Genomic DNA, 24,812 nt, shown 5'->3' on the forward strand with positions numbered 1-24,812 from the left:
CACCGGCAGCACCGACAGCACCACCGAAGGTGCCCGCCCTGCCCGGCCCGACGGCCACGCGGACCCGGATCGTACGGACCCGGATCGGGCGGCGCAGCCCGCGGGCGGCCTGGCGATCGGCCCGCAGGACGCGTCCCCGTTCGACGGCTGGCTGCTGCATCCGCGCGCCGACCCCGGTAGCACCCCGGCAGCCGCCCCCGCCCCGGCTCCCACGCCGATGCTGCACGCCTTCGCCGAGCTGCTCGCGCCCCTCGCCACCCGCGCCCACACCGAGGCCGCCGCCCGCCGCCGCGCGCTCGGCGAGCTGCTCGGCCGGCTCGCCCCCGACGGCCCCGCCGACCTCACCGAAGCGCTCACCGCCTGCGGCCTCCCCCCGCACACGCCGCTGGTCACGGTCGCCGCCGAGATCGACGGCGCGCCCACACCCGCCGCCTGGGCCGCGTACGCGCTCGCCGGGGCCCTGTACCCGCTGGATGCACCGTTCGCCGCCGGGACGGACAGCCACGGTCGGACGGCCGCGCTGGTGGCCGCACCCGCCGAGCGGGTCGCCGCCCAGCTGCGGCGGGCCCGGCCGGCCCTCCAGGCCCGGCTGACCGGCGGCCGGACGCTGCGCGCCGGGGTCGGCCCCGCCGCGGCGCCCGGCGCCGGGCCGCTGCGGGCGGCGCTGGTCCAGGCCCGCTACGTGCTCGCGGGCGCCGCGCCCGACCCGGCCCCGATCGGCAGCGCGGCCGAACTCGACTCCCTCGCCGGGCTGCTGCGGGGCATCCCGCCCGAGGTCACCACCGCCTTCCACACCCGGCTGCTGGCGCCGCTGGCCGCCCACGACCGGGAGAACAGCGTCTCCCTGCTCGGCACCCTGGCCGTCTTCCTGGACCACGACTGCTCCTGGGCCCGGACGGCCGAGTCGCTGCACGTCCACGTCAACACCGTGCACTACCGGGTCCGCCGCGTCGAGGAGCTCACCGGCCGCAACCTCGCCCGCCTCCAGGACCGCCTGGACCTGCGCGCCGCCCTCCTCTGCGCCCCCACCGCGCACTGAGCCCCCGCACTGAACCGTCCGCGCTGGGCCCCGCTCGTTCCCCGGACCGCTCAGCGCGGCACAGGCCCAGGGCGGGTGCGGGAAACGGGTGGCGGGCTCTGGACGCTGGGGTTACCCGTGGGTACTGTTCCGGGCATGCCTACCGGCCGCACCTACGACGTCGTCCTGTTCGGGGCCACCGGCTTCACCGGCGAGCTGACCGCCGAGTACCTCGCGCGGCACGCACCCGCCGCCACCCGCTGGGCGCTGGCCGGTCGCAGCCACGCCAAGCTGAGCGCGGTACGGGCGCGGCTGGCCGTGATCGACCCCGCGCTGGCCGAGCTGGACCTGCTCACGGCGGACGCCGCCGACCCGGCCTCGCTGCGGGCGGTCGCCGAGTCCGCCCGGGTGGTGATCACAACGGTGGGCCCGTACGTCCACTACGGGGACGCGCTGGTCGGCGCCTGCGCCGAGGCGGGGACGGACTACGTCGACCTGAGCGGCGAGCCCGAGTTCGTCGACCGGACCTACCTGCGGCACCACGCCACGGCGGTGGCCAGCGGCGCGCGACTGGTGCACTGCTGCGGGTTCGACTCCATCCCGTACGACCTGGGGGTGTACTTCACGGTCAAGCAGCTCCCCGAGGGCGTGCCGCTGAAGGTGGAGGGGTTCGTCCGGGCGAACGCCACCTTCTCCGGGGGCACCCTGCACTCGGCGGTGACGGCGTTCGCCCGGGTGCGGACCGGTGTGAAGCTCGCGGCGCAACGCCGCCGCGCGGAGGACCGGGCGGCGGGCCGGGCCGAGGACCGCCCGACCGCCCGCCGGGTACGCGGGCTGCCGGGCCTGCCCCGGCACGAGCGGAGGGTCGGCGCCTGGGCGCTGCCCGCCCCGACCATCGACCCGCAGATCGTGCTGCGGTCGGCGCGCGCCCTGGACGGCTACGGCCCGGACTTCGCCTACGGCCACTACCTGGCCGTACGGACGCTGCCGGTCGCCGTCGGGCTGGCGGGCGGTGCGGGCGCGCTGCTGGCGCTGGCCCAGGTACCGCCCGCGCGCAACTGGCTGCTGGGGCGCAAGCAGCCGGGCGAGGGGCCGTCGGCCGAGAAGCGGGCGAAGTCCTGGTTCAAGGTCGTGTTCCTCGGTGAGGGCGGCGGCCGGCGCGTGGTCACCTCGGTGTCGGGCGGCGACCCCGGCTACGGCGAGACGTCCAAGATGCTCGCCGAGTCGGCCCTCTGCCTGGCCTTCGACGACCTCCCCGCCACCGCCGGCCAGGTCACCACGGCCACCGCGATGGGCGATGCCCTCACCGAGCGGCTGATCGCGGCGGGCATCAAGTTCAGCGTCCACAAGGGCTGACGGCCTCGGCGTCCCGTGCGGCCGCCGGCCCTGACGCCTCCGCCGGCTCCGGCAGCGCCGAACCGGCGCGGCGCTGCTCGGGGCGGGTGAACAGGTACGCCGACGCCAGGGCGGCCAGCCCGGCGATGGCCAGCAGCAGGACCCGGTGGTCGAGGACGGTGATCAGCGCGGCGCCGAACGCGATCGCGATCGTCTGCGGGGTGGAGAGCGCCAGGCCGAGCGCCGCCTGCGCCCTGCCCATCAGCTCCGGCGGTACGCGCCGCTGATAGAGCGTCATGACGCCGACGCTGATCCAGGGCAGACCGGCCCCGACCAGCGCCGCCCCGGCGAGGGCGGACGGCGTCGACGGCACGGCCTGGAGCAGGAACCCGATCGCCGCACCCGCCTGGCCGAGGGCCACCAGGCGGCCTTCGCCGAGCCGCCGCATCAGCGCGGCCGCCGAGACTCCGGCGAGCACGGCACCCACCCCCTGGGTCGAGATCAGCACCCCGAGGAACGTGTCGGGCCGGTGCAGCCCGTCACTGACGACCGCGAAGACGGCGGTCTCGGACAGGCCGAAGGCGGTCACCGTCAACGCGCCGGCCAGGGTCAACTGCCGCAGGGCGCGGGTGTCGCGGATGTGGCGGGCACCGGCCGCGGCCTCGGCGAGCCGGTGCCGGCGCCGATTCCCCTGCCCCTGACACCGGCCCTGCCCCTGCCCGGGTGGGCACGGGCGGGCCTCGCGTATCCGCAGCGCGAGCAGCGAGGCCGCGGCCACCAGGAAGGTCGCCACGTCGCCGATGATCATCGGGGTCGCGCCGAACGCCGCCAGCAGCCCGGCACCGAGCAGCGGGGTGAACAGCCTCGTCCCCCACTGCATGGTCTGCAGCAGGCTGTTGGCGTCACCCAGGGTCTCCTGAGGCACCAGGGTCTGGAGCAGCGCGGCCTGCGCCGGTCCGAGGACGGCCGCCGAGAGTCCGTAGCCGAACATGACGACATAGATCAGCCAGAGCTGGCCCGGGCCCCGGACCAGCAGCAGGAGCAGGACCAGCGCGGCGGTGGCCAGGTTGGCCGTGATCAGCAGCGGGCGCCGACGCATCCGGTCGGCGAGCACGCCGCCGAGCGGGCCGCCCAGGGTGCCCAGCGCGAAGACGAAGAACGACAGCCCGGCAGCCGAGGCGCTCCCGGTGAGCGTCTTGATCCAGATGCCCAGGGCCAGCCACAGCGCCGAGTCGCCCACTCCGGAGAGGATCTGCCCGACGAGGTAGAGCCGGGTGTCGCGGTCGGCCAGCAGGCGTCGCATCCCCTCAGACCTCCGGCTCGAAGTGCCCGGCGGGCGCGGCCTCGCCGCCCTGCGGCAGGTGGCCCGGCTCGGCGGCGTCGCGCGGGTAGCTGAACAGCAGCAGCTCGACGGGCAGGCTCCCGGCCGGGCGGCGGGCCGGGTCCTCCAACCGGTCCCGGTACCGGTCGATCACCTCCCGCAGCTCGACCGTGAGCTGCTCGGCCTCCTCCGGGGTCACGTACGCCAGGCTCTCGGTGCCACTGGTGACCTGCTGCCAGGCCCCGCTGAAGCCCACCCGGCGGGCATTGACCACACCGGCCCGGCCGAGCCAGGTGTCCCAGAGCAGTCGGGCCAGGGCCTCGGCCGCATGGGACAGCTCGGCATCGCCCTCAGCCGGGTCCACCGTGAATCCGGCGTGTGTGAGTCGCCACGGCCGCCGCCGGCCGGGGGCCTCGCCGGCCTCCTCGACGAACCCGTACTTGGCCAGCGTCCGCAGGTGGAACGCGCAGTTGGTGGGCGACTCGCCGATCAGCTCACCGGCCTCGGTCGCGGTGAGCGGCTCGTGCCGCGCCAGCGCGTCCAGCAGCGCGAGCCGGGTGGGATGGGCAACGGCGCGCATCGCCTTCGGGTCCTTGAGCCGGCGCGGCGGGCGAGATTCGTCGGAAGACATGTTTCGAGAGAGTACGCTCGACACATGTCGCTCGACAAGCCTCACGGGTCGTCAGTTCGGCATCCGGTTCAGCCGCCTGCGAATCCGGGCGATACCGGCAGCGCCGGCCACCCCCGAGTCCTCACCGCTCGCCGAGTGCGGCGCGAGTGGCCATCCGCATGTCGTCACCGCCCGCAAAGATGGCGATTCCCGTGACCGGGTGGGATTGTCCGCGTGTCCGCTGAACGGAGCCCCCGGCTTCCTCCACGATCAGCGACAGCGGCGCGTAGTCCCACACCTTCCCGCTCGCCTGCACCGCCAAGTCCATCGGCGTCGACCCGGCGGCGCGCCTACGCCCCGTCGTCCACCCGCAGGCGGGCGCTGACCTCGCCGAGACCTTCGGCCAGGACGGCCAGCTGCTCGCGGCTGAGCACGTCGATCAGCAGCTCGCGCACCAGCGCGACGTGTCCGGGCGCCGCCCGGCGCAGCGCCTCGCGCCCCCGCTCGGTGAGTACGGCGAAGATGCCGCGTACGTCACTGGGACAGGAGCGGCGGCCGACCAGCCCGGCCTTCTCCAGCTGCGTGACCTGGTAGGTGAGGCCACTCTTGGAGGTGACCAGCTTGTCGGCCAGCTCGGTCATCCGCAGCTCGCCGCCCGGGGAGGCGGAGAGGTGGACGAGGATCTCGTACTGGGCGTGGGAGAGGCCCGAGTCCTCCTTGAGCTGGCGCTCCAGTCGCCGGTTGAGGAGGTTGCTCGCGGCGACGAAGCCCCGCCATGCGGCCATCTCGTCCTGGTCGAGCCAGCGGGGTTCGTTCATGGGGGAATCGTACTCCTGTTGTTCAAATTCGAACCACGGTGTACCGTCAGAAGTGTCAAGGTTCAAATTTGAACCACCCTGTTCTCGGGCCACCCCCACCGGCGGACCCCGAAGGAGAGCGCCATGCCAGTACGCCGCCTGAACCACGCGGTCCTCTACGTCCGTGACGTCGCCCGGGCCGTCGAGTTCTACACCGACGTGTTCGGGTTCAAGGTCGACGTCGAGATCCCCGGCCGCGCGGCCTTCCTCAGCGCGGCGGACACCCTCAACGATCACGACCTCGGCCTGTTCTCGGTCGGCGAGCGGGCCGTCGGCGCGTCGCACGGACAGGTCGGGCTGTACCACCTGGCCTGGGAGGTCGGCACACTCGGCGAACTCGCCGAGATCGCGGGCAAGCTCCAGGAGCGCGGCTCGATGGTCGGCGCCACCGACCACCTGGTGTCGAAGTCGCTCTACGCCAAGGACCCCGACGGCATCGAGTTCGAGATCATGTGGCGCGTCCCCCGCGAGGACTGGCCCAGCAAGGACGAGGAGAACCGCCTGCGCCCCCTGGACCTGCGCCAGTCCATCGACCGCTGGGGCACCGAGCTGAGGACGGGCGCCGCCGCCGGCTCCGCCACCTGACGCGCGAGGCGGACGCCAGACGGCGCCACCGGCCAGGCCGGTGGCGCCGCACGCACGGCAGAAGTCACACCTCGAACATCGCGGCCCAGCGAGTGAAGGAACGCCACGCATCCGGGGAGAACCGAAGCGCCGGGCCTTCGGGATCCTTGCTGTCCCGAACTGCTCCGGGGACGGCATCGTTCACCTCGATGCACTCACCCTCACCAAGGCTGTACGTGCTCTTACGCCACGCGTTCGGCAGGACGCCGGCCATAGTCGTCATGACTTCACTTCCTTCAGCGCTGAGACGATCAGATCGATCGAGTCATCAGTGGAGAGAGCCACCGCCCGGGCCAGATCATAGATCCGCACGCAACGCCTCACGTCCTCCGGACTCGTGATGAATGAACCTTCGAGTTGGTTCTCCACATAGACCTCGTCGGGCCCCTCGGCAAACGAGAAGATCGTGAGGCCCGTACCCATTGCGGCGTGAGCTCCGACGCTCTCCGGGATCACCTGGAACTCGATGCGCAATCTTCGAATCAGCTCCAGCAGCGCTTCGAGCTGGGCCGCCATCACCACGGCGCCACCCACCGGCTTGCGCAACGCGGCCTGCTCGACGATGAACCACGTCATCGGCGGTGACGGCTGCTCAAGGATGGACTGCCGCGCCATCCGAACCGCCAGCTTGTCCTCCAGATTCTCAACTCTGGCCTTGAACATCACCTCCCGGGCGTAGTCCTCGGTGAAGTGCCTCATCGACCTTCTGGACGAACTCGATCTTCGGAGTCCGCTTGGCCAGCTCTGCCAGCCCCACGTAGTCCGCGGAGTAGGCAACCATCGCGCCCAGCTCCTCCTCGGTTCCGGACATCCCGATCCGGCAATCGATCAGCGCAACGGAGAACAGTGATGGGCGAGTTGGACAGCAGAACCGACGAGGCGCCGCAGCCGTCCTCGCCCAGCTGATCACCACCCCGGCCGGCCATCGCATCGAGGTGCCGCTCGCCGGCGCGAGCGCCGACGTCACCGTCGCCGCTCTCGAAGTCGCCGCCACCGCCGACAGGTTCGGCAGCCGGGGGCGCTTCCTCTGGGCCGAGGTAGACCACGCCGTCCACGTCAAGCCCTCCTGACGTTCCACCGCCGAAGGGCACCCCGGTTCGCCGGGGCGCCCTTCGACCGGCACCAGCCGCTCCATCACCCACACCCCGACCGCGATCACCAGGCGTTTCGCACCCGCCGCGCCAGCCCGCCCGCGCTATAACGGCAGCGTGCCCAAACTCGTCGATCCCGCCGCCCGCCGCAGGGCCGTCGCCCAGGCCGTCCTGGCCGTCGTCGGCCGGCTCGGGCTGGAGCACGCGTCACTGCGCAACGTCGCCGACGAGTCCGGGCTCGCCATCGGCTCCATCCGCCACTACTTCGCCGATCACAACGAGCTGATGATCTTCGCCATGGAGGAACTGGGCGCCCGCATCGGCGAGCGCCTGCGCGCGCACACCGAACGGCCGTTGGCCTCCGCGGACGGCACCGGCGACGCCAGCACCCCCGCCGCCGCCCCGCGGGCCACCCTGGAGGAGCTGCTGGCCGAGTTCCTCCCCCTGGACGACGCCCGCCGGGAGGAGGCCGCAGTCTGGCTGGCCTTCACCGCCGCCCTGCACACCCGCCCCCAGCTGCGGCCCTGCGCCGCCGAGCACCAGCAGGAGATGCACGCCCTGGTCTCCCACGTCCTGTCCGAGGCGCAGCGGTCCGGCGGGCTGTCGCAGGACCTGGACCTCCCCCTGGAAACCGCCCGGCTGACCGCCCTCCTCGACGGGCTCACCCTCCAGGCCGTGCTGCTGCCGGACCGCTCCCCGCCGCAGCTGTTGCGGCAGGTACTGCGACGGCACCTGGAGACCCTCGGCTCCGGCGGCTGACCGGACCGCCCCCGGACTCGCCCCGCCGCGCCGAAGCCGACACCAGCGGTGACCGGCAGGCCACGACCCACCACTACCGGTAGAACGTCCGCCCGCCGACGCCGGAGGAGACCGACCAGACCTCGGCTATCAGGCCGTCGGCGACCCGGAGGATGTCCGTCCCGCTCCGCTCGACGACGTCGCCGTCCTCGCCGGTGAAGCTCGCCCGGTAAGGGCGGGCGACCAGGCCGCTCGGCACACCGTCGACGAGCGTGAGGTCGACGACCGCGACGCCCTCGGCGGTGAAGGTGAGCCCGGGTCGGCCCTTGTGCCAGGCCGCGATGATGTCGGCGAGCTGCGGCGGGGTCCGGGCGTCGTCGAACACCTCGGCGCCGGCCTGGGCGTAGCGCAGGGTGAACTCCGGGGCCATGATCGGAACTGCGAGGTCCAGGTCGTGGTTCCACAGTGCCGTCCACCGGTCGTACAGCCGGATGCCGAGCTCGCGGGTGTCGTCTGCGCCCATCATGACCGTCCTCACGTTTCGCTTCCCTTCGGTTCCACGGGAGCGCGACGCTAGCAAGGGACACTGACAGACCGCCCCTGACCTGCGTGGGAGGGCGGAAGGGCCCTGTCCCGCCGGGCCTTTGGTCCCGGCGAGGAGGGCAGAAGGCTCCGGCCGTACCGACACGGCCGTCACCCACTCCTGAGGCCGGGGGGAGCCGAAGCACCTCGTATCCGGGGCGGCCACCAGCCCTTCGACCTGACAGGAGTCCCGACATGACCGACGAGGCAGTCGCCCATCGCCTCGCGGATGCCTTCTTCACCCATTGCCACCGGTGCCGGCAGCCCGAGGACCCGGACTGCCCCGGCCGCTCCACCTGGCGGCTCTACCTGGACCTGAGCCCGGCCACCGTCCGCCGCCTGCGCGCCTGGGCGGACAGCCCCGAGGCCTTCCCGGCCACCTCCACCGAGCGCACGGCGCTACCGCCGCCGCAGCACGCCGCGGACGAACGCGGCCTGGCCGATGTGCTGCAGATCGTCGGAGATCACGCTCACCAGTCGCACGCCCAGCGTCACGGGCGGGGTCCACGCCTCGTCCACCACCCGGGCGAGCGAGGCGCCGGTGATCCCGCCCAGGTACTCCAGCGTGCGCTCGTGCACCGCGTCGTAGTAGCCGGTGAGCGGCTTCGGGGAGCCGACCCGCACGGCGGCCACGTCCTCGGCGCCGTGCCCGTAGCCGGTGGCCCGGTCGGAGAACGGGAGCTTGAAGCGGTCGTTCCAGCCCTGTGCGGTCCAGATCTGCTCGGTACCCGCCACATCGGCGATGTGGTCGTCCTGAATGCGCGTCAGATGCCAGACCAGCCAGGCGATCGTGTTGGCCTGGGGGTCGACCCGCGCTGACAGCTCGTCGGCACTCAGGCCTTCGACGACGTCATGGACGGCCTCCCGGATCCGGCCGAACGCGTCGACCAGTACATCCACGCTGTTCATGTGCGACTTCCCTTCCTGCGGGACAGCCCGTGAGGACATTTCGGCACATATCTTCCCTCCAGTGTGCGCGCGTGGGAGGCCTCGGGCCGCCAGAGGTTGATTCGTGTCCGCACCGGCGTAGGGTTGTGGGTGAGCGGGTAGATGGAGTGTTCAAGTCCTCCCAGCTCCACGCCCGGGGCTGTAGCTCAATGTCGAGCGATCCGCTCCCCGAACGGTTCCCCGAGGGCCGGTGCCGCGCACCGGCCCTTCGGCATGTCCGCCCCTCTCGGGATCCCGGTCGCCCGCCCGGCGGTACCCGGCCGCCGTTCGGCCCTGCCCGGTGTCCCCCGGCCCGGTGAACGGCCGGCGTGTCGGCCATGGCGACCGGCCCGGCGGGTGATCGATGTCTGCGACCCCCGCGGGCTCGTCAACGGCCCTCTGACCGCAGAGGCCTGCCCGGCGGGATCAGAAGAGGATCACCGAAGCGATGAGTCACTCCCGTATAGCCCTGTGCGCCGTAGGCGCAGCCGTCGCGGCCGTCCTGACCGCCGCCCCCGTCGCCCTGGCCGGTACCGCCACCGTGGGCGGGGCGAGCGCCAAGGTCTCGCCGTCGACGGTGGCACCGGGCGGTTCCTTCACCATCTCGCTGGACTGCTCCGCCTTCGCGAACCCCTCCCCCACCCCCGGCGAGGGGCAGGGCCTCCAGGAGGCCGTGAAGTTCAAGGCCGTCGGTGGCGGCAAGTTCGAGGGCACGGGCAAGCTCGCCGCCGCCTTGGCCGGCGCGAAGTCGGTGACTATCAGCGGCCACTGCCTGTCGAGTGACAGCGCCTCGGCGTGGACGGTCACGGTGACCGTCGCCGCCGTCGCCGCCCAGCCCACGGGCCCGGCCGCGACCGGTGCGGGCATCGGCGCGGACGCCGGCGAGGTCGCCGCGGGCGCCGCGCTGGCTGCTGCGGCCGTCGGCGGCGCCGCGTACCTGCGCCGTCGCCGGGCCGACGGCCGGGCCTGAGCCCGCACAGGTCGCTGTAGAGCCGTAGAAGGGTGCGTCCCCGAGCCGGGGGCGCACCCTCGCGTGGGGACACGCGGGAAGGGAAGGACCCCGGATGCCGCAGCGGACGCTGTTCCCCAGGGCCGTGCTGCTGACGGCGCTGCTGCTGGCCTGCCTGCTCGTCCAGGACGGGCTGGCGCCACCGCACCCGCCCGCGCCGACCGCCGCCGAGGCTCCCAACCGTGACCGGACGGTCACCGCCGGCCCGGGCGGGCAGGTGCGGCCGGCGGCCGGGCACTCCCCACCGGTGCGGATCAGGATCCCGGTCATCGACGTCGACGCGCCCGTCCAGGGGCTGGGCCTGGACCGGGACCGGCACCTGCTGGTGCCGGACGCGTCCGACCGCAACCTCGCCGGCTGGTACCAGGACTGGCCCTCACCCGGCGAGGCGGGCAACGCCATCCTCAGCGGGCATGTGGACACCACGGCGGGCCCTGCGGTCTTCTGGAACCTCGCCACGCTCCGCAGGGGCGACCTGATCCGGATCGAGCGCGCCGACCGGAGCACCGCGGTGTTCGGCATCGACGCCGTCGAGGCGTACACCAAGGCCGGCTTCCCCGACGCCCGGGTGTACAGCCCGACCCCGGACGCCCAGCTACGGCTGATCACCTGCGGCGGCACGTACAGCAGGCAGACCGGCTACCAGGGGAACGTGGTCGTGTACGCCCACCTCACCGCGCTCGAAGCCGCCTGAACCCGGCGGCGGCCGCTGCCCGGACGCACGCGGCGGGTCAGTGCACCGGATGGCGGGGCGGGCGGGCGGCGGCCGGGGCCGGGGCGGTGGCGGTCAGTACCTGGCCGGTGGGGGTGCCGGAGCCGGCGGCCGCCGGGCCGTTCCACTCGGCCGCCGTCATGAAGAGCGTCCTGCCGTCCGGGCCGCCGAGGGCGCAGGAGAAGCAGCCCCGGTCGAGCTCGATCCGCTGGAGCACCTCACCGCCCTCGCGCACCCGCACGCAGCACCTGTTCGGCACGTCGGCGTACCAGACGGCGCCCTCCGCATCGAGGGCGATGCCGTCCGGGGCCGCGCCGTCCACGGCGGCCCAGACCCGGCGGCCCGAGAGCCCGCCGTCGGCCCCGATGTCGAAGGCGGTGAGCCGGCCCGCGTACGACTCGGCGAGGATCAGCGTCGAGCCGTCCGGCGTCACGGCCATGCCGTTGGGGAAGGCCACGTCCTCGGCCACCCGGCGCGCCGAACCGTCGGGGGCGACCACGGCGACGAGGCCGGCTGCGGGTTCCTTACCGGTCATCAGGTCGAAGCCGATGCAGTTGACGTAGGCGTACCCCCGGCCGTCCACGGCGACCTCGTTCCAGGGCCGGTCGCAGAGCGCGCGCAGGTCCGCGTGGGGCACCAGCGAGCCGTCCGGCTCGCGGCGCAGCAGCATCCGGTCGCTGCCCGCCAGGACGAGCAGCCGGCCGTCGGGCAGCCAGTCGATGCAGAACGGGAACGCCGCTACGTGCGCGACGACTTCGCGGTGACCGGCCGTCTGACCGGCCGGATCGACGGTGACCAGCTCGTGGGAGCCCCAGTCGCAGTACCAGAGGCGGTCCTGGTGCCACCGGGGTGACTCGCCGAGGACGAGTCCGGTCAGGAGGATGCGGGGCTCGGTCACGGAGATCGTCTCCTCGGCGGTGGGGCGGGTGAGGGGCGCGGGGCGTGCGGGAGATCAGCGTGCGGGAGATCAGCGTGCGCAGGTGAAGCGTTCGCCGATGTGCTCGGGCTGCTCGATCTCGTCGACCAGCGCCACCGCGAAGTCCTGGACGGAGATCCAGCTCCGGCCCTCCTCGTCTCTCACCAGGTGGTCCAGGCTGGTGCGGTAGTGGCCGGTACGAGGCCCGGGCTCGATGGTCGCGGCCGGGCTGACGACCGTCCAGCGCACGTCCGTCACGGTGTTGAAGTAGTCCTGCGCCGCACCGTGCGCGTGCATGATCCGCAGCAGCCAGTCGGGCAGGCCCGGAGCGTCCCAGACCCTGACCCCCGGCGCCGTCTCCAGGCTGCCCGCACCCCCGACGGCGATCAGTCGCGGCGCGTCGCCGCCCAGCGAGCGCAGGCCCTCGACCAGTGCGCGGGCGGCGGGCTCGATCAGGCGTCCGCGGCCCGGGCCGTCCCCGCCGCCGACCGCGCTGACCAGTACGTCCTGGCCCCGGGCGACCCGCGCGACGTCCGCCGGGTCGAGCACGTCGGCCGCCGCCACCGCCACGCCCTCGCCCCGGTAGCGCGCGGGGTCGCGCACCACCGCGGTCACCTCGTGCTCACGGGCCAGCGCCTCGACGACGATGGCGCTGCCGATGGTGCCGCCGGCGCCGATGACGGCGATCGTGGCCATGGGTACCTCCTTCTGCCGGAAGTCCCAGCAGTAGCACCCGCCGCACCCGCCCCCGGGCCGGACACGCCACCCGTACGCTGCCTGCCGGGCAGTCACCTCCGCCGGGGGGACGCGGGGTCGGCGCTTCGGGCCCCGGGTGGCCGGCCACCCGGGGAGTGACCCATCGGCGGGCGGGCGCCGCAGGCAGGACGGCCGCCCGTCCCCTCCGTACGCGCGGAGGGGGCGGGCGGCCGTTGCCGCCGAGGTGGCGAGGTGGCGCGACGGCGAGGTGCGTCAGCCGGTGCGCTCGGCGGCGCTGCGCTCGACGCAGAACTCGTTGCCTTCGAGGTCGGCCAGCGTCACCCAACCGGTGCCGTCGGGCCGCCGGTGGTCGCCGACCAGGGTCGCGCCGAGTGCGAGCAGCCGCTCGGCCTCCTCGTCGCGGGTACGGTCCTGCGGCTGGAGGTCGAGGTGGACGCGGTTCTTGACCGTCTTCGCCTCCGGGACGGTGACGAAGAGCAGGGCGACGCCCTCGGACTGCACCAGCGCCTCCGGGTCACCGGGCTTGTCCTCGTCGCTCAACGAGGCGCCGAGCACCCCGGCCCAGAAGCTGCCGAGCCGGTAGGCGTCGGCACAGTCGAATGTCATGTGTCGTGCAAGAGAAGCCATGATCGTCACTATGCCGCCGCCCAGCACCGCGGTCCAGCGGTTTCCGGCTACTCGCGGTCGAGAGCCGGGGCGCGGCGGATGTGCAGGTGCCCGTCACGCGGGAAGGGCGGTTCGGCGGGCAGCACCCGGTCGAAGCGGTACCCGCTCTTCTCCGCGACCCGGCAGGACGCCGGGTTGTCCACCTGATGCAGCAGTTCGAGGCGCTCCAGACCGCCGGCGGCGAAACTCTCGAAGGCCCAGCCCGTCAGCGCCGCCACCGCCCGCGGCGCCACCCCGCGGCCCCGGGCGGACGCGGCCGTCCAGTACCCGACCTCGGCGGACGGCGCGCCCGGGGGCCCGCACTTGAGGGCCACGTTGGCCACCAGACGGCCCGCTCCGGCCCCGGCTCCGGCTCCGGCTCCGGCCCCGGGGTGCGGTTCGACGACGGCGAAGCTGAGCCGGCTCCCGGTCTCCCAGCCGACCCGCTGCGTCTCCAGCCACCGGACCGCGTCCTCGGGACCCTCCACCGGCATCCGCGTCCAGCGCCGGAGGACCGGATCCCGGTAGGCCTCGATCAGCGGCCCGGCGTCGCCGTCCCGCCACGGGCGCAGTAGCAGGGCGGGGGCGGACGCGGTGGCGTCCACCCAAAGGGCGGTGTTCGACATGACTCCCCCGGGCGTGATCGGCTGATCGCCAGGGTAGTCGTGCCACCGCCGCCGGCACCGAGGTGCCGCAGCGCTGCGGCACCTCGGCGTACCCACGCGTCGGCCGCCGTCCCGACGGGGCGCCGGGCCGGCGGGTCGCTCGGATCCCGGCGGGCCGCTCAGATCAGGCCGTCCCAGCCCCAGCGGGGCGTTGGGCCCGGGTCGCCCAGGTTCTCACCGACCGGGGCGGCCGAGACGTCGCGGGCGATCCTGGTGCCCCAGTCGAAGTACTCCAGCACCCGGCGGCGCAGGAGTTCGTCGTCCGGGAGCTCCTTCTGCACGGCGGCCGCCATCAGCTCCATCCAACGGGTGCGCTGCTCCTCGGTGATCGACAGGCCGAGGTGGGCGCGGAGCAGCGACTGGTGGCCGCCCAGTTCGGCGGTGAAGCCGGCCGGGCCACCGAAGACCTCGGCGAGCCAGACCGCGACGTGCTCGACGTGCCCTCTGGTGAAGTTCGCGAAGACCGGTGCGAGCAGTGGGTCCGCGAGCACGGCGTCGTAGAAGGTGTCACTGAGTCGGCGCAGTGCGTCGAGGCCGCCGACGGCCTCGAACAGGCTCTCGCTGTGGTCGGTCATGTCTCTCCTCGGAGTCCGATCGGGCAATGTCCTTGCCCAGCATGCGCGTTGGCCGGCCGCAGGCGCGGCGTTGTTCGCGTGTGGCGCAACCGGACGGGTGTTCCCCCACGACACCCCGGCACGGGGGTGTGCAGCGGGCGCGCGTCCCGGCAGAGTGGGCGCATGCAGACTCCACTGTCCGTGATGGACTTCCTCGACCGCGCCGAGCTGGTCTACGGCGACCGGGTCGGGATCGTCGACGAGCCGGTGCAGCCGGCCGCCTCCTGGGGCGAACTGACCTACCGTCGGGTCGCCGAGCTGGCCCGGGCGCAGGCCGCCGGGCTCGACCGGCTGGGTGTCGGGCCCGGGGAGCGGGTCGCGATCGTGTCGCACAACTCGGCGCGGCTGATGACCTCGATGTTCGGTGTCAGCGGCCACGGCCGGGTGCTGGTCCCGGTCAACTTCCGGCTCCGGGCCGAGGAGGTCTCGTACATCGTCGAGCAGAGCGGCGCATCCGTCCTGCTGGTCGACCCCGAGCTGGCCGAGTCGCTGGCGGAGGTGCCGGCCGAGCACAGGTTCGTACTCGGCGCCGAGAGCGACGCGGTGCTGTACGACTTCGAGAAGCCACCACGACGGTACGAGATCTCCGAGTCGGACACCGCCACGATCAACTACACCAGTGGAACCACCGCCCGCCCCAAGGGGGTTCAGCTCACCCACCGCAACATCTGGCTCAACGCGGTACTGATGGGCCTGCACTTCGGCGCGAGCGACCGGGACGTCTACCTGCACACCCTGCCGATGTTCCACGCCAACGGCTGGGGCCTGCCGTTCGCGCTGACCGGGCTGGGCGCGCAGCACATCGCGCTGCGCAAGGTGGACGGCGCGGAGATCCTGCGGCGGGTGGAGCGGCACGGGGTGACCTTCCTGTGCGGCGCCCCGGCGGTGGCCACCATGGTGCTGGACGCGGCCGCCGACTGGGAGGGCCCGATCCCCGGGCGCGACCGGGTGCGGATCATCGTCGCGGGCGCGCCGCCGCCGACCTCGGTGGTGCAGCGCATCGAGTCCGAGCTGGGCTGGGAGTTCATGCAGATCTACGGCCTGACCGAGACCTCCCCGATCGCCACCGTCAACCGCAGCCGGTCCGAGTGGGACGCACTGCCCTCCGCCGAGCGGGCGGAGCGGCTGGTGCAGGCGGGCTCGCCCGCGCTGGGCACCCGGCTGCGGGTGGACGGGCAGGGCGAGGTGGTGATCCGCTCCAACACGGTGCTGGAGGGCTACTGGCACCAGCCGGAGGAGAGCGCCGAGGCGCTCAGGGACGGCTGGTTCCACACCGGCGACGGCGGCACCATGACCGACGGCTACCTCACGATCTCCGACCGGAAGAAGGACGTCATCATCAGCGGCGGGGAGAACGTCTCCTCGATCGAGGTGGAGGACTGCCTGTACGACCACCCGGCCGTCGGCGAGGTCGCGGTGATCGGCGTACCGGACGAGAAGTGGGGCGAGACGGTGAAGGCGCTGGTGGTCCTCAAGGCCGGGCGGAGCGCGGACGAGGCGGAGCTCATCGCGCACTGCAAGCAGCGACTGGCCGGCTACAAGTCGCCGACGTCGGTGGAGTTCCGGGACGCGCTGCCGCGGACGACGACGGGCAAGCTGCAGAAGTTCCGGCTGCGCGAGCCGTACTGGGCGGGGCGGGAGCGGGGGGTGAACTGACCGTCCCACGGTGTTGTCGTGTTCCGTGTTCGGGGCGGTGGCCGTAGTCTGCGCCCGTGGTCCTACCGAGAGGGAGACGACCGATGGCGAGCCTGGACGCACTGCTGGCCGACCTGCGGGCCGAGAGCGCCGAACTGGACGGCCTGGTGGCTCCGCTGCCGCCCGCCGCCTGGGCCCGGGCGACGCCGGCCGAGGGGTGGACGATCGCGCACCAGATCGCCCACCTGGCGTGGACGGACGACTGGGCGCTGCTGTCCGTACGGGATCCGCAGGCGTTCGCCGACGCCGCCGAGGGGATGTTCGCACCGGGCTCCGACCCGGTCGAGGAGGGCGCGAGGCGGGGCGCGGACGATACACCTGCGGCGCTGCTGGCCCGCTGGCGCGCCGGGCGGGAGGCCCTCTCGGTGGCGCTGGGCGCGGTGCCCCCGGACGTCCGGCTGCCGTGGTTCGGGCCGCCGATGAAGGCCGCGTCGATGGTGACCGCACGACTGATGGAGACCTGGGCGCACGGGCAGGACGTCGCCGACGCGCTCGGCGCCGCCCGGGTGCCGTCCGCGCGACTGCGGCAGGTGGCGCATCTGGGCGTACGCACCATGGGATTCGCGTTCGGTGTGCACGGACTGCCCGCGCCCTCCGCGCCCGTACGGGTGGAACTGACCGGTCCTGAAGGCGAGTTGTGGGCCTGGGGCCCGGAGGACGCGGCGGACCGGGTGACCGGACCGGCGTTGGACTTCTGCCTGCTGGTCACCCAGCGCCGGCACCTGGCCGATCTGACGCTGTCCGCCGAGGGCGGGACGGCGGTGGCCTGGCTGCCGATCGCGCAGGCCTTCGCCGGTCCGCCCGGCAAGGGGCGGGAGGCCGGGGAGGTGTAGGTGGGCTGTCCCGGTGCGCTCGGCGGCGCCAAACCTCCTCAGTACCTGACCCCACTGCTCGACGCCCAGTTGGACCGCTGGGCGGCCGCGCACGATGCCGACCCGGTCACCCGGGCGCAGGACGTCCCCGCGGCCTGGCCCGTCCGGCAGGCGGCCACCGAGCACGACTTCACCTCCGTCCCGCCGACCCAGCGCCCGGGCGACGGCGACGGCGACGGCGACGGCGACGGCGACGGCCAGGACGTCTGGCACACCGTACGGATCGCCGGCGGACAGATCGTGGACCTGGACGACGTACCACCGTTCTGACGGATGTGACAGGGTGGCCGGATGAAGACCATCGGCCTGATCGGCGGCATGAGCTGGGAGTCCACGGCGGAGTACTACCGCCTCCTCAACGAGCTGACCCGTGAGCGCCTCGGCGGGCTCCACTCGGCGAAGTGCGTGCTGTACTCCGTCGACTTCGCCGAGATCGAACGTTTGCAGGTCGAGGGGCGATGGGAGGAGGCCGGCGAAGTACTGGCGGCCGCCGCGCGGTCACTGGAGGCGGCCGGTGCCGACCTGCTGCTGATCTGCACCAACACCATGCACAAGGTCGCCGACCAGGTCGCCGCCGCGGCGCCGGTCCCGCTGCTGCACCTCGCCGACACGACTGCGGCGGCCGTCCGGGCCGAGGGGCTGAAGCGGGTCGGGCTGGTGGGCACGGCCTTCACCATGGAGCAGGACTTCTACCGTGGCCGACTGGCCGGCCACGGCCTGGAGGTGCTGGTGCCGGACGCGGACTCCCGGGCACTCGTCCACCGGGTGATCTACGAGGAGCTGTGCCTGGGCGTCATCCGGGAGGAGTCCCGGGCCGCCTACCGCGCCGTCATCGACGGACTGGTGGCCGCCGGCGCCGAGGGCGTCATCCTCGGCTGCACCGAGATCGAGCTGCTCGTCCGGCCCGAGCACAGTCCCGTCCCCGTCTTCGCGACCACCCGGCTGCACGCCGAGGCCGCCGTCGACGCGGCGCTGGCGTAGTCAGGGGGTTGCGCTGAGGAGCTGGTGGAGGCGGCTGGCGAAGGCGAGGGGGTGGGTGGTGTTGCCGTTGTGGCCGCCGGGGAAGTCGGCGACGGGGGTGCCGAGCAGGGTGGCCAGCTCCTCGGCGCAGCGGTAGTTCCATGCCGCGTGCGAGTTCCGCCCTGCGGCGGCCACGATCCGGGGGGAGGTGGCGCCCGGTGTGGCGACGGCGGCCAGGTCGCCGGCTCCGAGGGTGCTGTCGCGCAGCTCCGAGATGTCGTTGTCGAGGTAGTACTCGATGTTGGCGATCCGCTCCGCGGTCATCGGCGGCATCGTGAAGCCCGGTTCGGTCTCCATCGTCGCGGGGTCGATGCCGACGGCGTCCGCGACCTTCCGCAGGGCCGGGGCCCAGCCCTCCCGCCGGTGGACGGCCTGGACGTCGGCCAGGATGCCCCGGATCCGGGCCCGCTCTGCGGCCGGCAGCAGGGCCGGGGTGGCGGGGTCGTGGGCGATCAGGGTGGCGACCTGCCCGGGGTGGGCGGCGACGAGGTGCAGTCCGTAGAGCGCGCCGAGGCTGCACCCGAGCACCAGGGCGGGCCGGTCGGTCAGCGCGGCCAGCAGGTGGTGCAGGTCCTCGCCGTGGGTCTGCGGGGTGACGGGCAGCGTCGGGTCCTCGGCGGTGCTGCGGGACAGGCCCCGGCGGTCGTAGGTCGCCACGGTGTACCGGTCGGTGAGGTGGTCCACCATGGCGTCACTGCGGTTGGCGTCGCCCTCGCCGCTCTGGGAGACGAGCAGCAGCGGCCCGCTGCCGCGGACCTCGTAGTAGAGCGTGGCGCCCGGCACGGACAGCATGTCGCGCTTGCGGTCGGTCATCTGGTGCCCCCTGAAGTCGTGTTCCGTGTGCGGCGTCGTTCCGCGTTCCGTCCTGACTCCACCATAAAGCATCTGATTCGATACATCAAGAGAGATGCATCTGAATGGATACATCTCTCTTGATGTATCGTCGCGGTCATGAACGGAGTCGAGCTGTTCCTGCTGGGCCGGACCCTGATGAAGATCGGCGAGGAGGCCATGCCGGCACCGGCCCCCGCCCCCGGCGCGGGCCGGCCGTCCGGGAGCACGCGCTCGGTACTGATCGTGCTGAGCGACGTCGTCGGCCACCCCGACAGCGCGATCGGCGAGATCGCGGCCCGCACCGGCCTGCCGCAGAGCCAGGTGTCGACGGCGGTGGCCGGACTCAGGGAGACCGGTTCCATCGAGACCGTCGCCGACCCGGCCGACCGCCGCCGGCTACTGGTCCGCCAGGCCGCCGAGGTCTCCGCGCGCGTCGCCGAGGTCCGCTCCGCCGGCATCGACGACGCGCTGGCCGCCGCCCTCGGCGACGGCGAGCCGCAGCGACTCCAGGAGGTCACCGCCGCCCTGGAGGTGCTGGCCCGGCACCTGACCCCGCAGGCCCTGACCCGGCTGCGCTCCGAACCCCCGGGCAGCGCCGCGAAGGAGTGAGCGGGGCGGGTCGGCACCTCCAGGGCGGAGGGGGCAGCGCGGCGAACGGGCCCGCGTGGAGCACGTGGCAGGCGGACGAGCGCACCGGGGACGGGCGGACGGACCGGCTCAGACGCCGATGCGCAGTGGCGTGAGGCGGGTGGCGACCAGGTTGGTGGCGCCGTGGTCGCGTTCGACGCGGCCGTGGATGAGCAGGCCGGCCCGGTCCAGGGCGGTGCGACGCTGCTGCTCCCAGACCGGTCGGCTGCAGATGACGTTGATCAGCCCGGTCTCGTCCTCCAGGCTGATGAAGAGCACTCCCCCGGCGGTGGGCGGTCGCTGACGGTGCGTCACCAATCCGCCCACCAGGACTGCGGCGCCGGGCTCGGCGGCCAGCAGCGCGGCGGCCGTGAGCGCGCCGCCCCGGTCCAGCGCGGCCCGCAGGTGCTGCATCGGGTGGCTGGTGGCGGAGGTCCCGGTGGCCCAGAGGTCGGCGATGGTCTCCTCGACGGGGGTCATGGCGGGCAGCGGGGGCGCGACGGTGCCGGGGGTGGTACCGGGCAGGGTGTCCGGGCGGACGGTGGCGAGGGCGCCGGCCGACCAGAGGGCCTGACGGCGGGTCAGTCCGAAGCAGCCGAAGGCCCCGGCGGCGGCGAGGGATTCCAGCATGGACGCCGGCAGCGCGGTACGGCAGGCGAAGTCCTCCAGGTCGGTGTACGGCTGCCCGGCCGCGATGGCCTCGGCCTGCGGGGTGCCGATCCCGCGGACGGTGCTCAGGCCCAGCCGGATCGCGGGCTGCGGGCGCCCGGCGGTGAGCGGTGGGGCGGGCGGCCGGGCGTCGTCGGGCTCCAGGGTGGGGCCGGGCGCGCTGGCGTTCACGTCCACCCCGCGCACCCCTACGCCGTGCCGCCGGACGTCGGCGATCAGGCTCAGCGGCGAGTAGAAGCCCATCGGCTGGTTGGCCAGCAGGGCGCAGGTGAAGGCGGCCGGGTAGTGGTACTTGAGCCAGGCGCTGGCGTACACCAGGTAGGCGAAGCTGATGGCGTGGCTCTCCGGGAAGCCGTAGCTGGAGAAGGCCTCGATCTTGGTGTAGACGTCCTCGGCGGTGTCCGCCGGGATGCCGCGCTCGGCCATTCCGGCCAGCAGCCGGTCACGGAGCCTGGCGACCCGCTCGTGGGAGCGCTTGGAGCCCATCGCCTGGCGCAGCCGGTCGGCCTCGGCCGGGCTGAACCCGGCGCAGTCGATGGCCAGTTGCATCATCTGCTCCTGGAACAGCGGCACGCCCAGGGTCTTGCCGAGGGCCTTCTCCATCAGCGGGTGCGGGCAGCGGGCCGGTTCGGCACCGGTGCGGCGGCGCAGGTACGGGTGGACCGAGCCGCCCTGGATCGGCCCGGGGCGGATCAGCGCGACCTCGACCACCAGGTCGTAGAAGTTGTCCGGCCGCAGCCTGGGCAGGGTGGCCATCTGGGCGCGGGACTCGACCTGGAAGACGCCCACGGTGTCGGCCCTGCGGAGCATCTCGTAGACGCCCGGGTCGTCGTCCGGGATGCCCGCCAGGTCGTAGTGCTCACCGTGGTGTCCGGCGATCAGGTCGCAGGTGTCGTGCAGGGCGGCGAGCATGCCCAGGCCCAGCAGGTCGATCTTGACCAGCCCGGCGCCGGCCGTGGAGTCCTTGTCCCACTGCAGGACGGAGCGGCCGGGCATCCGGGCCCACTCGGTGGGGCAGATCTCGGCGATGGGCTCCCGGGTGAGCACCATGCCGCCGGAGTGGATGCCCAGGTGGCGCGGCAGGCCGTGCAGCTGCTGGGCGAGCGCGACCACGTCGTCCGGGATGACGGCGTCCGCGCCGGGCGGGGCGTGGAAGTCGCTCTGCCGGGTGAACGCCTCGATCTGGCCGGGCGGGTAGCCGAGCACCCGGGCGGCGTCGCGCAGGGCGAGCCGGGGCCGGTAGGTGATCACGTTGGCGACCTGGGCGGCGTGCCGGCGCCCGTACCGCTCGTAGACGTACTGGATGACCTCCTCGCGGCGGCGGTTCTCGATGTCCAGGTCGATGTCGGGCGGGCCGTCGCGTTCGACGCTGAGGAAGCGTTCGAAGAGCAGCCGGTAGTGGATCGGGTCGACGGCGGTGATGCCGAGGGCGTAGCAGACCGCCGAGTTGGCGGCCGAGCCGCGGCCCTGGCACCAGATGCCGGCCCTCCGGCAGAAGTCCACGATGTCGTGGACGATCAGGAAGTAGCCGGCCAGGTCGAGCTGTTCGATGACGTCGAGTTCGCGGGCCAGCTGCCTGCGGGCGGGGTCGTTCCCGGGGCCGAAGCGGGCCGGTCCGGCGTGGGCGACCAGGTCGCGGAGATGGCTGATCTCGGTGTGGCCCGCCGGGACGGGGAAGCCGGGCAGCTCGGGTTCGAGGCCGCCGAAGTCGAAGGCGCAGGCGCGGGCCAGGTCGACGGTGGCCCGCTGGACGCCCGGGAAGCGGGCCAGCCGGGCGGCCATCTCCCGGCCGGACCGCAGGTGGGCGGTGCCTGCCGCCTGGGTCCAGCCGGCCGCCTCCTGGAGGGTGCGGCGCCCGTGCAGGGCGGCGAGGCCCTGGGCGAGCCGGCCCTGGGCCGGGCCGGCGTGGTGGGCGTTGGTGGAGGCGACCACCGGCAGGCCGACCCGGGCGGCGAGCACGGCCAGGGCGTCGTTGCGCAGGTCGTCGCCGGGCAGCCGCTGGTCGATCAGTTCGACGTGGACGTTGTCCGCGCCGAACGCCTCGGTGAGCGAACGCAGCTCACGTTCGGCGGCCTCGGGCCCCGCCGTCACCAGGGCGGCCGGCACCCGGCCCTTGCGGCAGCCGGTGAGGATCGCCCAGTGGCCGCCGTGCGCGTCCGCCAGCGCCGCGAAGTCGTACGCCGGACGGCCCTTGACCCCGCCGGCCAGCTGGGCCGCACCGATCGCGGCCGACAGGCGGCGGTACCCGGCCGGGCCGCGGGCCAGCACCAGCAGGTGCTCGTCGGGGGTCAGGCCCAGCTCGGCGCCGAACACCGTGGCCACTCCCGCCTCCCGGGCGGCCCCGGCGAAGCGGACCGCGCCGTACAGGCCGTCGTGGTCGGTCAGGGCGAGGGCCTCGATGCCCAGCCGGGCGGCCTCCTCGACCAGGGCCTCGGGGTCGCTGGCGCCGTCCAGGAAGCTGAGGGCGGAGTGGACGTGCAGCTCGGCCCACGGGGGTGCGGGGGTGGCCTCGGGCCCGCGCGGGGACGGGGGCCGGGGCTGGCGCTGGCGCAGGGGGACGACGTCGCCACCCGCCGGGCCCGGCGGCCGGCCGGCCAGGCGTCGGTGCAGTTCGCTCCACGGGAGCGAGGGGTGGCTGGTGAATCCCATCGCGGGGCTTGCTCCGTCTCGGCCCCCCGGGTCGGGTCTTGCGTGGGTGGATCTGGATGGATCTGGGTGGATCCGCGTGGGTGGATCGGCGTGGGTGGATCGGCGTGGGTGCCAGGTACGGGCGCGTCAGGTATAGGCGGCCTCCATGAACCAGCGGCCCGCCTCCACCGTGAGCAGCAGGGCGCGGCCGTCCGAGACCGTGACCTGGAAGCGGGCCCGCCTGCGGGACAACGCCGGATCCCACCAGCACTCGACCGCCGGCCACGGCCCGGTCCAGCCGGTGACCGCCAGCACCTGCCCCCGCAGGGTGATCCGGTCGGGCGGGGCGGACACCCCGGCCCGCCCGTCGACCACGACCGGCAGGCCGCCCGCGTCCAGCACCGTGACCGGCAGCGGCTCGCGCGGCACCACGGACGGCAGCGGATCCTGGAGCCGCCCCGGCCAGGGCGCCCCGACGCCGGCCGACGGCTCGTACGCCTCGCCCCAGGGAACGCGCACCATCTGCTCGGCCGGCCCCCGCCCGCCGCCGGCCTCGATCCGGCGCAGCCCGCCGTGTCCGAGCACCATCTGCACCCGGGCCACCGCCCGCTCGACGCGATCGTCCACGACGCCCTGGCCCCAGAGCGCCAGCTGCCGCCCGTGGTCGGGGACCAGGCCGTCCGGGACGAGACGCAGCGCGGTGAAGCCGACGGGGCCCGGGGCGTCGGGGGAGCCGACGGGGTCGGTGGGGTGACGGCGCACAGGGGTGGCGGCCTCGGCGGGCCCACCGCCCGGGTGGCCGGTGCTGCTGAACGTACCGGCGCCCTGCCAGGCCTGGAGCTGCCAGCGGACCCGCTCGGCCAGTGCGGCCGCCGACAGCCGCCCTTCGTGGCGCCAGAGCCGCGAGACCGTCCGGCCGTCGGCGCACGCCACCTCGACGGCGACCCGCTGGCAGGTCAGGCCCGCCGAGGCGAGCCCGGTGTGCAGCTGCTCGGCGAGCGTACGGGCGACGAACACCAGTGGCTCGGCGAGCAGTTCGGGCGGGTCGAAGAGCTGCTCGGCGGTGAGGTCGAGCCCCTCGGGGCGGGGCGCCAGCGGTCGCGGTTGCAGGCCCCGGGCCAGCCGGTGCGCGGCCGTCCCGGTCGGCCCGAAGCGGTCGGCGACCGCCCGGGCGGGCAGCGCCGCGAACGCCCCCACGGTGGGGATGCCCAGCTGCTCCAGCAGCTCGGCCAGCGGTTCGTCGCCGAGCGCCGCCACGGGGTAGGGGGCCAGGAATTCCGCGGTCCGCCCCGCCGGTACGAGCAGCCCGGCCCGGGCGGCGAGCACGGCGGCGAACAGCCCGTCGGCCACCCCCACCTGGCTGCGCGGCGGCGACGCCGAGGCGGGTACGGGGTGCTCCCGGGCCGTCCGGTGCCGCGCAGGCCCCGCGGGCCCGGCCTCCGCCGGGCCCGGCGCGGGCCGAAGCGGGCGGACCACCCGCAGGTGCGCGCGCTCGTGGCCGCGGCCGTGGTGCTGATGCTGGTGCTCCTCGGGCTCCTCGGGCTCTTCGGGCTCCTCCTCCGCCTGTTCCGCCCGCTCCCCGGCACGTACGACACGACTGCCCGCACCCGCGCCGAGGCCGAGCGGCACCAGATCCGCACCGTCGGCCGGGCCGTCCCCGTCCCGGTCCTCTGCCGCCCACCCCCGGGCGAGCACGGCGGCCACCGCCTCCCCCACCAAGGCCGCGAGGGACTCCTCACCGCCGAAGTACCGGCCGGGCCCCTTGACCGGGATCGCACACAGACCGGGGCGCAGCACCTCCACCCGGGGCGTGAACGCCTCCACCGCGGCGACCACCGGTTCGAACCTGCGGGTCTCCGCCTCCGGGTCGCGATCCCGCAGCTCAAGCTCGGGGCACAGGCGCTGGGCCAGCCGCAGACGCTGCCCCCGCCGCACGCCCGCCGCACGGGCGGTCTCCGAGCAGGCCAGGATCCGGCCGGCGGTGGCCACCGCCACGGCCCGGTGCTCGTCCTCGCCGGGCTCCGCGGTGGCGGCGATCGGCCAGTCCGGGCACCACACGACCAGCATCCGGGGGGTGTCCGCTGTC

The 24,812-nt window shown here is 74.1% G+C and carries 27 protein-coding genes; 12 read left to right on the plus strand and 15 right to left on the minus strand.

From position 1 onward, the window contains the following. Nucleotides 1–217: 217 nt before the first annotated feature. Both ACIBH3_RS19065 and ACIBH3_RS19070 read left to right on the plus strand, forming a co-directional pair. Nucleotides 218–1,039 (plus strand): PucR family transcriptional regulator, encoded by an 822-nt coding sequence (locus ACIBH3_RS19065; RefSeq protein WP_396313151.1) that lies wholly within the window; start codon nucleotides 218–220, stop codon nucleotides 1,037–1,039. A gap of 135 nt (nucleotides 1,040–1,174) precedes the next feature. After that, nucleotides 1,175–2,374 (plus strand): saccharopine dehydrogenase family protein, encoded by a 1,200-nt coding sequence (locus ACIBH3_RS19070; protein ID WP_396313152.1) that lies wholly within the window; start codon nucleotides 1,175–1,177, stop codon nucleotides 2,372–2,374. Here ACIBH3_RS19070 and ACIBH3_RS19075 read toward each other — a convergent pair. The 3 genes from ACIBH3_RS19075 to ACIBH3_RS19085 all read right to left on the minus strand — a co-directional run bounded on the left by ACIBH3_RS19075 (nucleotide 2,355) and on the right by ACIBH3_RS19085 (nucleotide 5,102). Continuing rightward, a complete protein-coding gene (locus tag ACIBH3_RS19075; protein WP_396313153.1) occupies nucleotides 2,355–3,656 on the minus strand; it encodes an MFS transporter in 1,302 nt (433 codons plus the stop codon). The two genes, ACIBH3_RS19070 and ACIBH3_RS19075, sit on opposite strands and share 20 nt — an antisense overlap. A gap of 4 nt (nucleotides 3,657–3,660) precedes the next feature. Further along, a complete protein-coding gene (locus ACIBH3_RS19080; RefSeq protein WP_396313154.1) occupies nucleotides 3,661–4,305 on the minus strand; it encodes a helix-turn-helix domain-containing protein in 645 nt (214 codons plus the stop codon). A gap of 329 nt (nucleotides 4,306–4,634) precedes the next feature. After that, on the minus strand, nucleotides 4,635–5,102 hold the full coding sequence (locus ACIBH3_RS19085) for a MarR family winged helix-turn-helix transcriptional regulator (RefSeq protein WP_396313155.1): 468 nt from the start codon (nucleotides 5,100–5,102) through the stop codon (nucleotides 4,635–4,637). 123 nt (nucleotides 5,103–5,225) lie between these two features. Between ACIBH3_RS19085 and ACIBH3_RS19090 the strand changes: the two genes are divergently transcribed. Beyond that, a complete protein-coding gene (locus ACIBH3_RS19090) occupies nucleotides 5,226–5,726 on the plus strand; it encodes a VOC family protein (RefSeq protein WP_396313156.1) in 501 nt (166 codons plus the stop codon). 64 nt (nucleotides 5,727–5,790) lie between these two features. Here the strand turns inward: ACIBH3_RS19090 and ACIBH3_RS19095 are convergent, their stop codons facing one another. Together ACIBH3_RS19095 and ACIBH3_RS19100 are read right to left on the minus strand one after the other, a co-directional pair. Then, entirely contained in the window at nucleotides 5,791–5,988 is a 198-nt protein-coding gene (locus ACIBH3_RS19095; protein ID WP_396313157.1) for a DUF397 domain-containing protein, read from the minus strand. Next, nucleotides 5,985–6,464 (minus strand): DUF5753 domain-containing protein, encoded by a 480-nt coding sequence (locus ACIBH3_RS19100; protein ID WP_396313158.1) that lies wholly within the window; start codon nucleotides 6,462–6,464, stop codon nucleotides 5,985–5,987. The genes ACIBH3_RS19095 and ACIBH3_RS19100 overlap by 4 nt, the downstream gene beginning before the upstream one ends. Nucleotides 6,465–6,700: 236 nt before the next feature. Here ACIBH3_RS19100 and ACIBH3_RS19105 point away from each other — a divergent pair, with 236 nt between their 5' ends. Together ACIBH3_RS19105 and ACIBH3_RS19110 are read left to right on the plus strand one after the other, a co-directional pair. Beyond that, nucleotides 6,701–6,835, plus strand: coding sequence for a hypothetical protein (locus ACIBH3_RS19105; protein WP_396313159.1), 135 nt, complete (start codon nucleotides 6,701–6,703; stop codon nucleotides 6,833–6,835). Between the two features lie 138 nt (nucleotides 6,836–6,973). Then, nucleotides 6,974–7,615 carry a TetR family transcriptional regulator C-terminal domain-containing protein gene (locus tag ACIBH3_RS19110; RefSeq protein WP_396313160.1) on the plus strand — a complete coding sequence of 214 codons (642 nt, stop codon included), beginning with the start codon at nucleotides 6,974–6,976 and terminating at the stop codon, nucleotides 7,613–7,615. 73 nt (nucleotides 7,616–7,688) lie between these two features. Here the strand turns inward: ACIBH3_RS19110 and ACIBH3_RS19115 are convergent, their stop codons facing one another. Then, the gene (locus tag ACIBH3_RS19115; protein ID WP_396313161.1) at nucleotides 7,689–8,117 is read right to left on the minus strand and encodes a nuclear transport factor 2 family protein; all 429 of its coding nucleotides are present in this window, start codon (nucleotides 8,115–8,117) and stop codon (nucleotides 7,689–7,691) included. A 458-nt stretch (nucleotides 8,118–8,575) separates the two neighbouring features. Then, nucleotides 8,576–9,085 (minus strand): DUF664 domain-containing protein, encoded by a 510-nt coding sequence (locus ACIBH3_RS19120; RefSeq protein WP_396313162.1) that lies wholly within the window; start codon nucleotides 9,083–9,085, stop codon nucleotides 8,576–8,578. Between the two features lie 466 nt (nucleotides 9,086–9,551). Here ACIBH3_RS19120 and ACIBH3_RS19125 point away from each other — a divergent pair, with 466 nt between their 5' ends. Together ACIBH3_RS19125 and ACIBH3_RS19130 are read left to right on the plus strand one after the other, a co-directional pair. Then, complete coding sequence (locus ACIBH3_RS19125) at nucleotides 9,552–10,073, plus strand: hypothetical protein (protein ID WP_396313163.1); 522 nt, start codon at nucleotides 9,552–9,554, stop codon at nucleotides 10,071–10,073. 94 nt (nucleotides 10,074–10,167) lie between these two features. Further along, nucleotides 10,168–10,806, plus strand: a complete 639-nt coding sequence (locus tag ACIBH3_RS19130; RefSeq protein ID WP_396313164.1) for a class F sortase — start codon at nucleotides 10,168–10,170, stop codon at nucleotides 10,804–10,806. 37 nt (nucleotides 10,807–10,843) lie between these two features. Here ACIBH3_RS19130 and ACIBH3_RS19135 read toward each other — a convergent pair whose 3' ends face one another. From ACIBH3_RS19135 to ACIBH3_RS19155, 5 genes are all read right to left on the minus strand, one after another. Next, the gene (locus ACIBH3_RS19135; protein WP_396313165.1) at nucleotides 10,844–11,722 is read right to left on the minus strand and encodes an SMP-30/gluconolactonase/LRE family protein; all 879 of its coding nucleotides are present in this window, start codon (nucleotides 11,720–11,722) and stop codon (nucleotides 10,844–10,846) included. Between the two features lie 69 nt (nucleotides 11,723–11,791). Then, nucleotides 11,792–12,436 (minus strand): NAD(P)-dependent oxidoreductase, encoded by a 645-nt coding sequence (locus ACIBH3_RS19140; RefSeq protein WP_396313166.1) that lies wholly within the window; start codon nucleotides 12,434–12,436, stop codon nucleotides 11,792–11,794. 273 nt (nucleotides 12,437–12,709) lie between these two features. Next, nucleotides 12,710–13,084, minus strand: coding sequence for a VOC family protein (locus ACIBH3_RS19145; protein ID WP_396313167.1), 375 nt, complete (start codon nucleotides 13,082–13,084; stop codon nucleotides 12,710–12,712). Nucleotides 13,085–13,131: 47 nt separating this feature from the next. Continuing rightward, the gene (locus ACIBH3_RS19150) at nucleotides 13,132–13,728 is read right to left on the minus strand and encodes a GNAT family N-acetyltransferase (protein ID WP_396313168.1); all 597 of its coding nucleotides are present in this window, start codon (nucleotides 13,726–13,728) and stop codon (nucleotides 13,132–13,134) included. Nucleotides 13,729–13,886: 158 nt separating this feature from the next. Then, a complete protein-coding gene (locus tag ACIBH3_RS19155) occupies nucleotides 13,887–14,342 on the minus strand; it encodes a group II truncated hemoglobin (protein WP_396313169.1) in 456 nt (151 codons plus the stop codon). Nucleotides 14,343–14,504: 162 nt separating this feature from the next. On the opposite strand from ACIBH3_RS19155, the gene ACIBH3_RS19160 reads away from it, so the two are divergent. The 4 genes from ACIBH3_RS19160 to ACIBH3_RS19175 all read left to right on the plus strand — a co-directional run bounded on the left by ACIBH3_RS19160 (nucleotide 14,505) and on the right by ACIBH3_RS19175 (nucleotide 17,929). Beyond that, the gene (locus ACIBH3_RS19160) at nucleotides 14,505–16,037 is read left to right on the plus strand and encodes an AMP-binding protein (RefSeq protein ID WP_396313170.1); all 1,533 of its coding nucleotides are present in this window, start codon (nucleotides 14,505–14,507) and stop codon (nucleotides 16,035–16,037) included. Between the two features lie 83 nt (nucleotides 16,038–16,120). Beyond that, nucleotides 16,121–16,909, plus strand: coding sequence for a TIGR03084 family metal-binding protein (locus tag ACIBH3_RS19165; protein WP_396313171.1), 789 nt, complete (start codon nucleotides 16,121–16,123; stop codon nucleotides 16,907–16,909). Then, complete coding sequence (locus ACIBH3_RS19170; RefSeq protein ID WP_396313172.1) at nucleotides 16,910–17,218, plus strand: hypothetical protein; 309 nt, start codon at nucleotides 16,910–16,912, stop codon at nucleotides 17,216–17,218. Between the two features lie 21 nt (nucleotides 17,219–17,239). Beyond that, a complete protein-coding gene (locus tag ACIBH3_RS19175; RefSeq protein WP_396313173.1) occupies nucleotides 17,240–17,929 on the plus strand; it encodes an aspartate/glutamate racemase family protein in 690 nt (229 codons plus the stop codon). On the opposite strand, the gene ACIBH3_RS19180 is transcribed toward ACIBH3_RS19175, so the two are convergent. Further along, nucleotides 17,930–18,781 carry an alpha/beta fold hydrolase gene (locus ACIBH3_RS19180; RefSeq protein WP_396313174.1) on the minus strand — a complete coding sequence of 284 codons (852 nt, stop codon included), beginning with the start codon at nucleotides 18,779–18,781 and terminating at the stop codon, nucleotides 17,930–17,932. It lies immediately after the preceding gene. A 138-nt stretch (nucleotides 18,782–18,919) separates the two neighbouring features. Here ACIBH3_RS19180 and ACIBH3_RS19185 point away from each other — a divergent pair, with 138 nt between their 5' ends. After that, the gene (locus ACIBH3_RS19185) at nucleotides 18,920–19,411 is read left to right on the plus strand and encodes a MarR family transcriptional regulator (RefSeq protein ID WP_396313175.1); all 492 of its coding nucleotides are present in this window, start codon (nucleotides 18,920–18,922) and stop codon (nucleotides 19,409–19,411) included. Nucleotides 19,412–19,519: 108 nt separating this feature from the next. Here ACIBH3_RS19185 and ACIBH3_RS19190 read toward each other — a convergent pair whose 3' ends face one another. Beyond that, entirely contained in the window at nucleotides 19,520–22,747 is a 3,228-nt protein-coding gene (locus ACIBH3_RS19190; RefSeq protein WP_396313176.1) for an error-prone DNA polymerase, read from the minus strand. A 126-nt stretch (nucleotides 22,748–22,873) separates the two neighbouring features. Beyond that, on the minus strand, nucleotides 22,874–24,793 hold the full coding sequence (locus ACIBH3_RS19195) for a hypothetical protein (RefSeq protein WP_396313177.1): 1,920 nt from the start codon (nucleotides 24,791–24,793) through the stop codon (nucleotides 22,874–22,876). Nucleotides 24,794–24,812 lie beyond the last annotated feature (19 nt).

Source organism: Kitasatospora sp. NPDC050543, from assembly GCF_044457565.1.
GTDB lineage: Bacteria > Actinomycetota > Actinomycetes > Streptomycetales > Streptomycetaceae > Kitasatospora.

Excerpts from the sequence above, each read along its gene's own strand:
- ACIBH3_RS19090 (WP_396313156.1), top strand. The coding sequence starts at position 5,226 with ATGCCAGTACGCCGCCTGAACCACGCGGTCCTCTACGTCCGTGACGTC.
- ACIBH3_RS19140 (WP_396313166.1), bottom strand. The coding sequence starts at position 12,436 with ATGGCCACGATCGCCGTCATCGGCGCCGGCGGCACCATCGGCAGCGCC.
- ACIBH3_RS19185 (WP_396313175.1), top strand. The coding sequence starts at position 18,920 with ATGAACGGAGTCGAGCTGTTCCTGCTGGGCCGGACCCTGATGAAGATC.
- ACIBH3_RS19165 (WP_396313171.1), top strand. The coding sequence starts at position 16,121 with ATGGCGAGCCTGGACGCACTGCTGGCCGACCTGCGGGCCGAGAGCGCC.
- ACIBH3_RS19080 (WP_396313154.1), bottom strand. The coding sequence starts at position 4,305 with ATGTCTTCCGACGAATCTCGCCCGCCGCGCCGGCTCAAGGACCCGAAG.
- ACIBH3_RS19180 (WP_396313174.1), bottom strand. The coding sequence starts at position 18,781 with ATGACCGACCGCAAGCGCGACATGCTGTCCGTGCCGGGCGCCACGCTC.
- ACIBH3_RS19070 (WP_396313152.1), top strand. The coding sequence starts at position 1,175 with ATGCCTACCGGCCGCACCTACGACGTCGTCCTGTTCGGGGCCACCGGC.
- ACIBH3_RS19175 (WP_396313173.1), top strand. The coding sequence starts at position 17,240 with ATGAAGACCATCGGCCTGATCGGCGGCATGAGCTGGGAGTCCACGGCG.
- ACIBH3_RS19115 (WP_396313161.1), bottom strand. The coding sequence starts at position 8,117 with ATGGGCGCAGACGACACCCGCGAGCTCGGCATCCGGCTGTACGACCGG.
- ACIBH3_RS19160 (WP_396313170.1), top strand. The coding sequence starts at position 14,505 with ATGCAGACTCCACTGTCCGTGATGGACTTCCTCGACCGCGCCGAGCTG.
- ACIBH3_RS19130 (WP_396313164.1), top strand. The coding sequence starts at position 10,168 with ATGCCGCAGCGGACGCTGTTCCCCAGGGCCGTGCTGCTGACGGCGCTG.
- ACIBH3_RS19195 (WP_396313177.1), bottom strand. The coding sequence starts at position 24,793 with ATGCTGGTCGTGTGGTGCCCGGACTGGCCGATCGCCGCCACCGCGGAG.
- ACIBH3_RS19120 (WP_396313162.1), bottom strand. The coding sequence starts at position 9,085 with ATGAACAGCGTGGATGTACTGGTCGACGCGTTCGGCCGGATCCGGGAG.
- ACIBH3_RS19100 (WP_396313158.1), bottom strand. The coding sequence starts at position 6,464 with ATGAGGCACTTCACCGAGGACTACGCCCGGGAGGTGATGTTCAAGGCC.
- ACIBH3_RS19085 (WP_396313155.1), bottom strand. The coding sequence starts at position 5,102 with ATGAACGAACCCCGCTGGCTCGACCAGGACGAGATGGCCGCATGGCGG.
- ACIBH3_RS19125 (WP_396313163.1), top strand. The coding sequence starts at position 9,552 with ATGAGTCACTCCCGTATAGCCCTGTGCGCCGTAGGCGCAGCCGTCGCG.
- ACIBH3_RS19150 (WP_396313168.1), bottom strand. The coding sequence starts at position 13,728 with ATGTCGAACACCGCCCTTTGGGTGGACGCCACCGCGTCCGCCCCCGCC.
- ACIBH3_RS19155 (WP_396313169.1), bottom strand. The coding sequence starts at position 14,342 with ATGACCGACCACAGCGAGAGCCTGTTCGAGGCCGTCGGCGGCCTCGAC.
- ACIBH3_RS19095 (WP_396313157.1), bottom strand. The coding sequence starts at position 5,988 with ATGACGACTATGGCCGGCGTCCTGCCGAACGCGTGGCGTAAGAGCACG.
- ACIBH3_RS19145 (WP_396313167.1), bottom strand. The coding sequence starts at position 13,084 with ATGGCTTCTCTTGCACGACACATGACATTCGACTGTGCCGACGCCTAC.
- ACIBH3_RS19065 (WP_396313151.1), top strand. The coding sequence starts at position 218 with ATGCTGCACGCCTTCGCCGAGCTGCTCGCGCCCCTCGCCACCCGCGCC.
- ACIBH3_RS19190 (WP_396313176.1), bottom strand. The coding sequence starts at position 22,747 with ATGGGATTCACCAGCCACCCCTCGCTCCCGTGGAGCGAACTGCACCGA.
- ACIBH3_RS19075 (WP_396313153.1), bottom strand. The coding sequence starts at position 3,656 with ATGCGACGCCTGCTGGCCGACCGCGACACCCGGCTCTACCTCGTCGGG.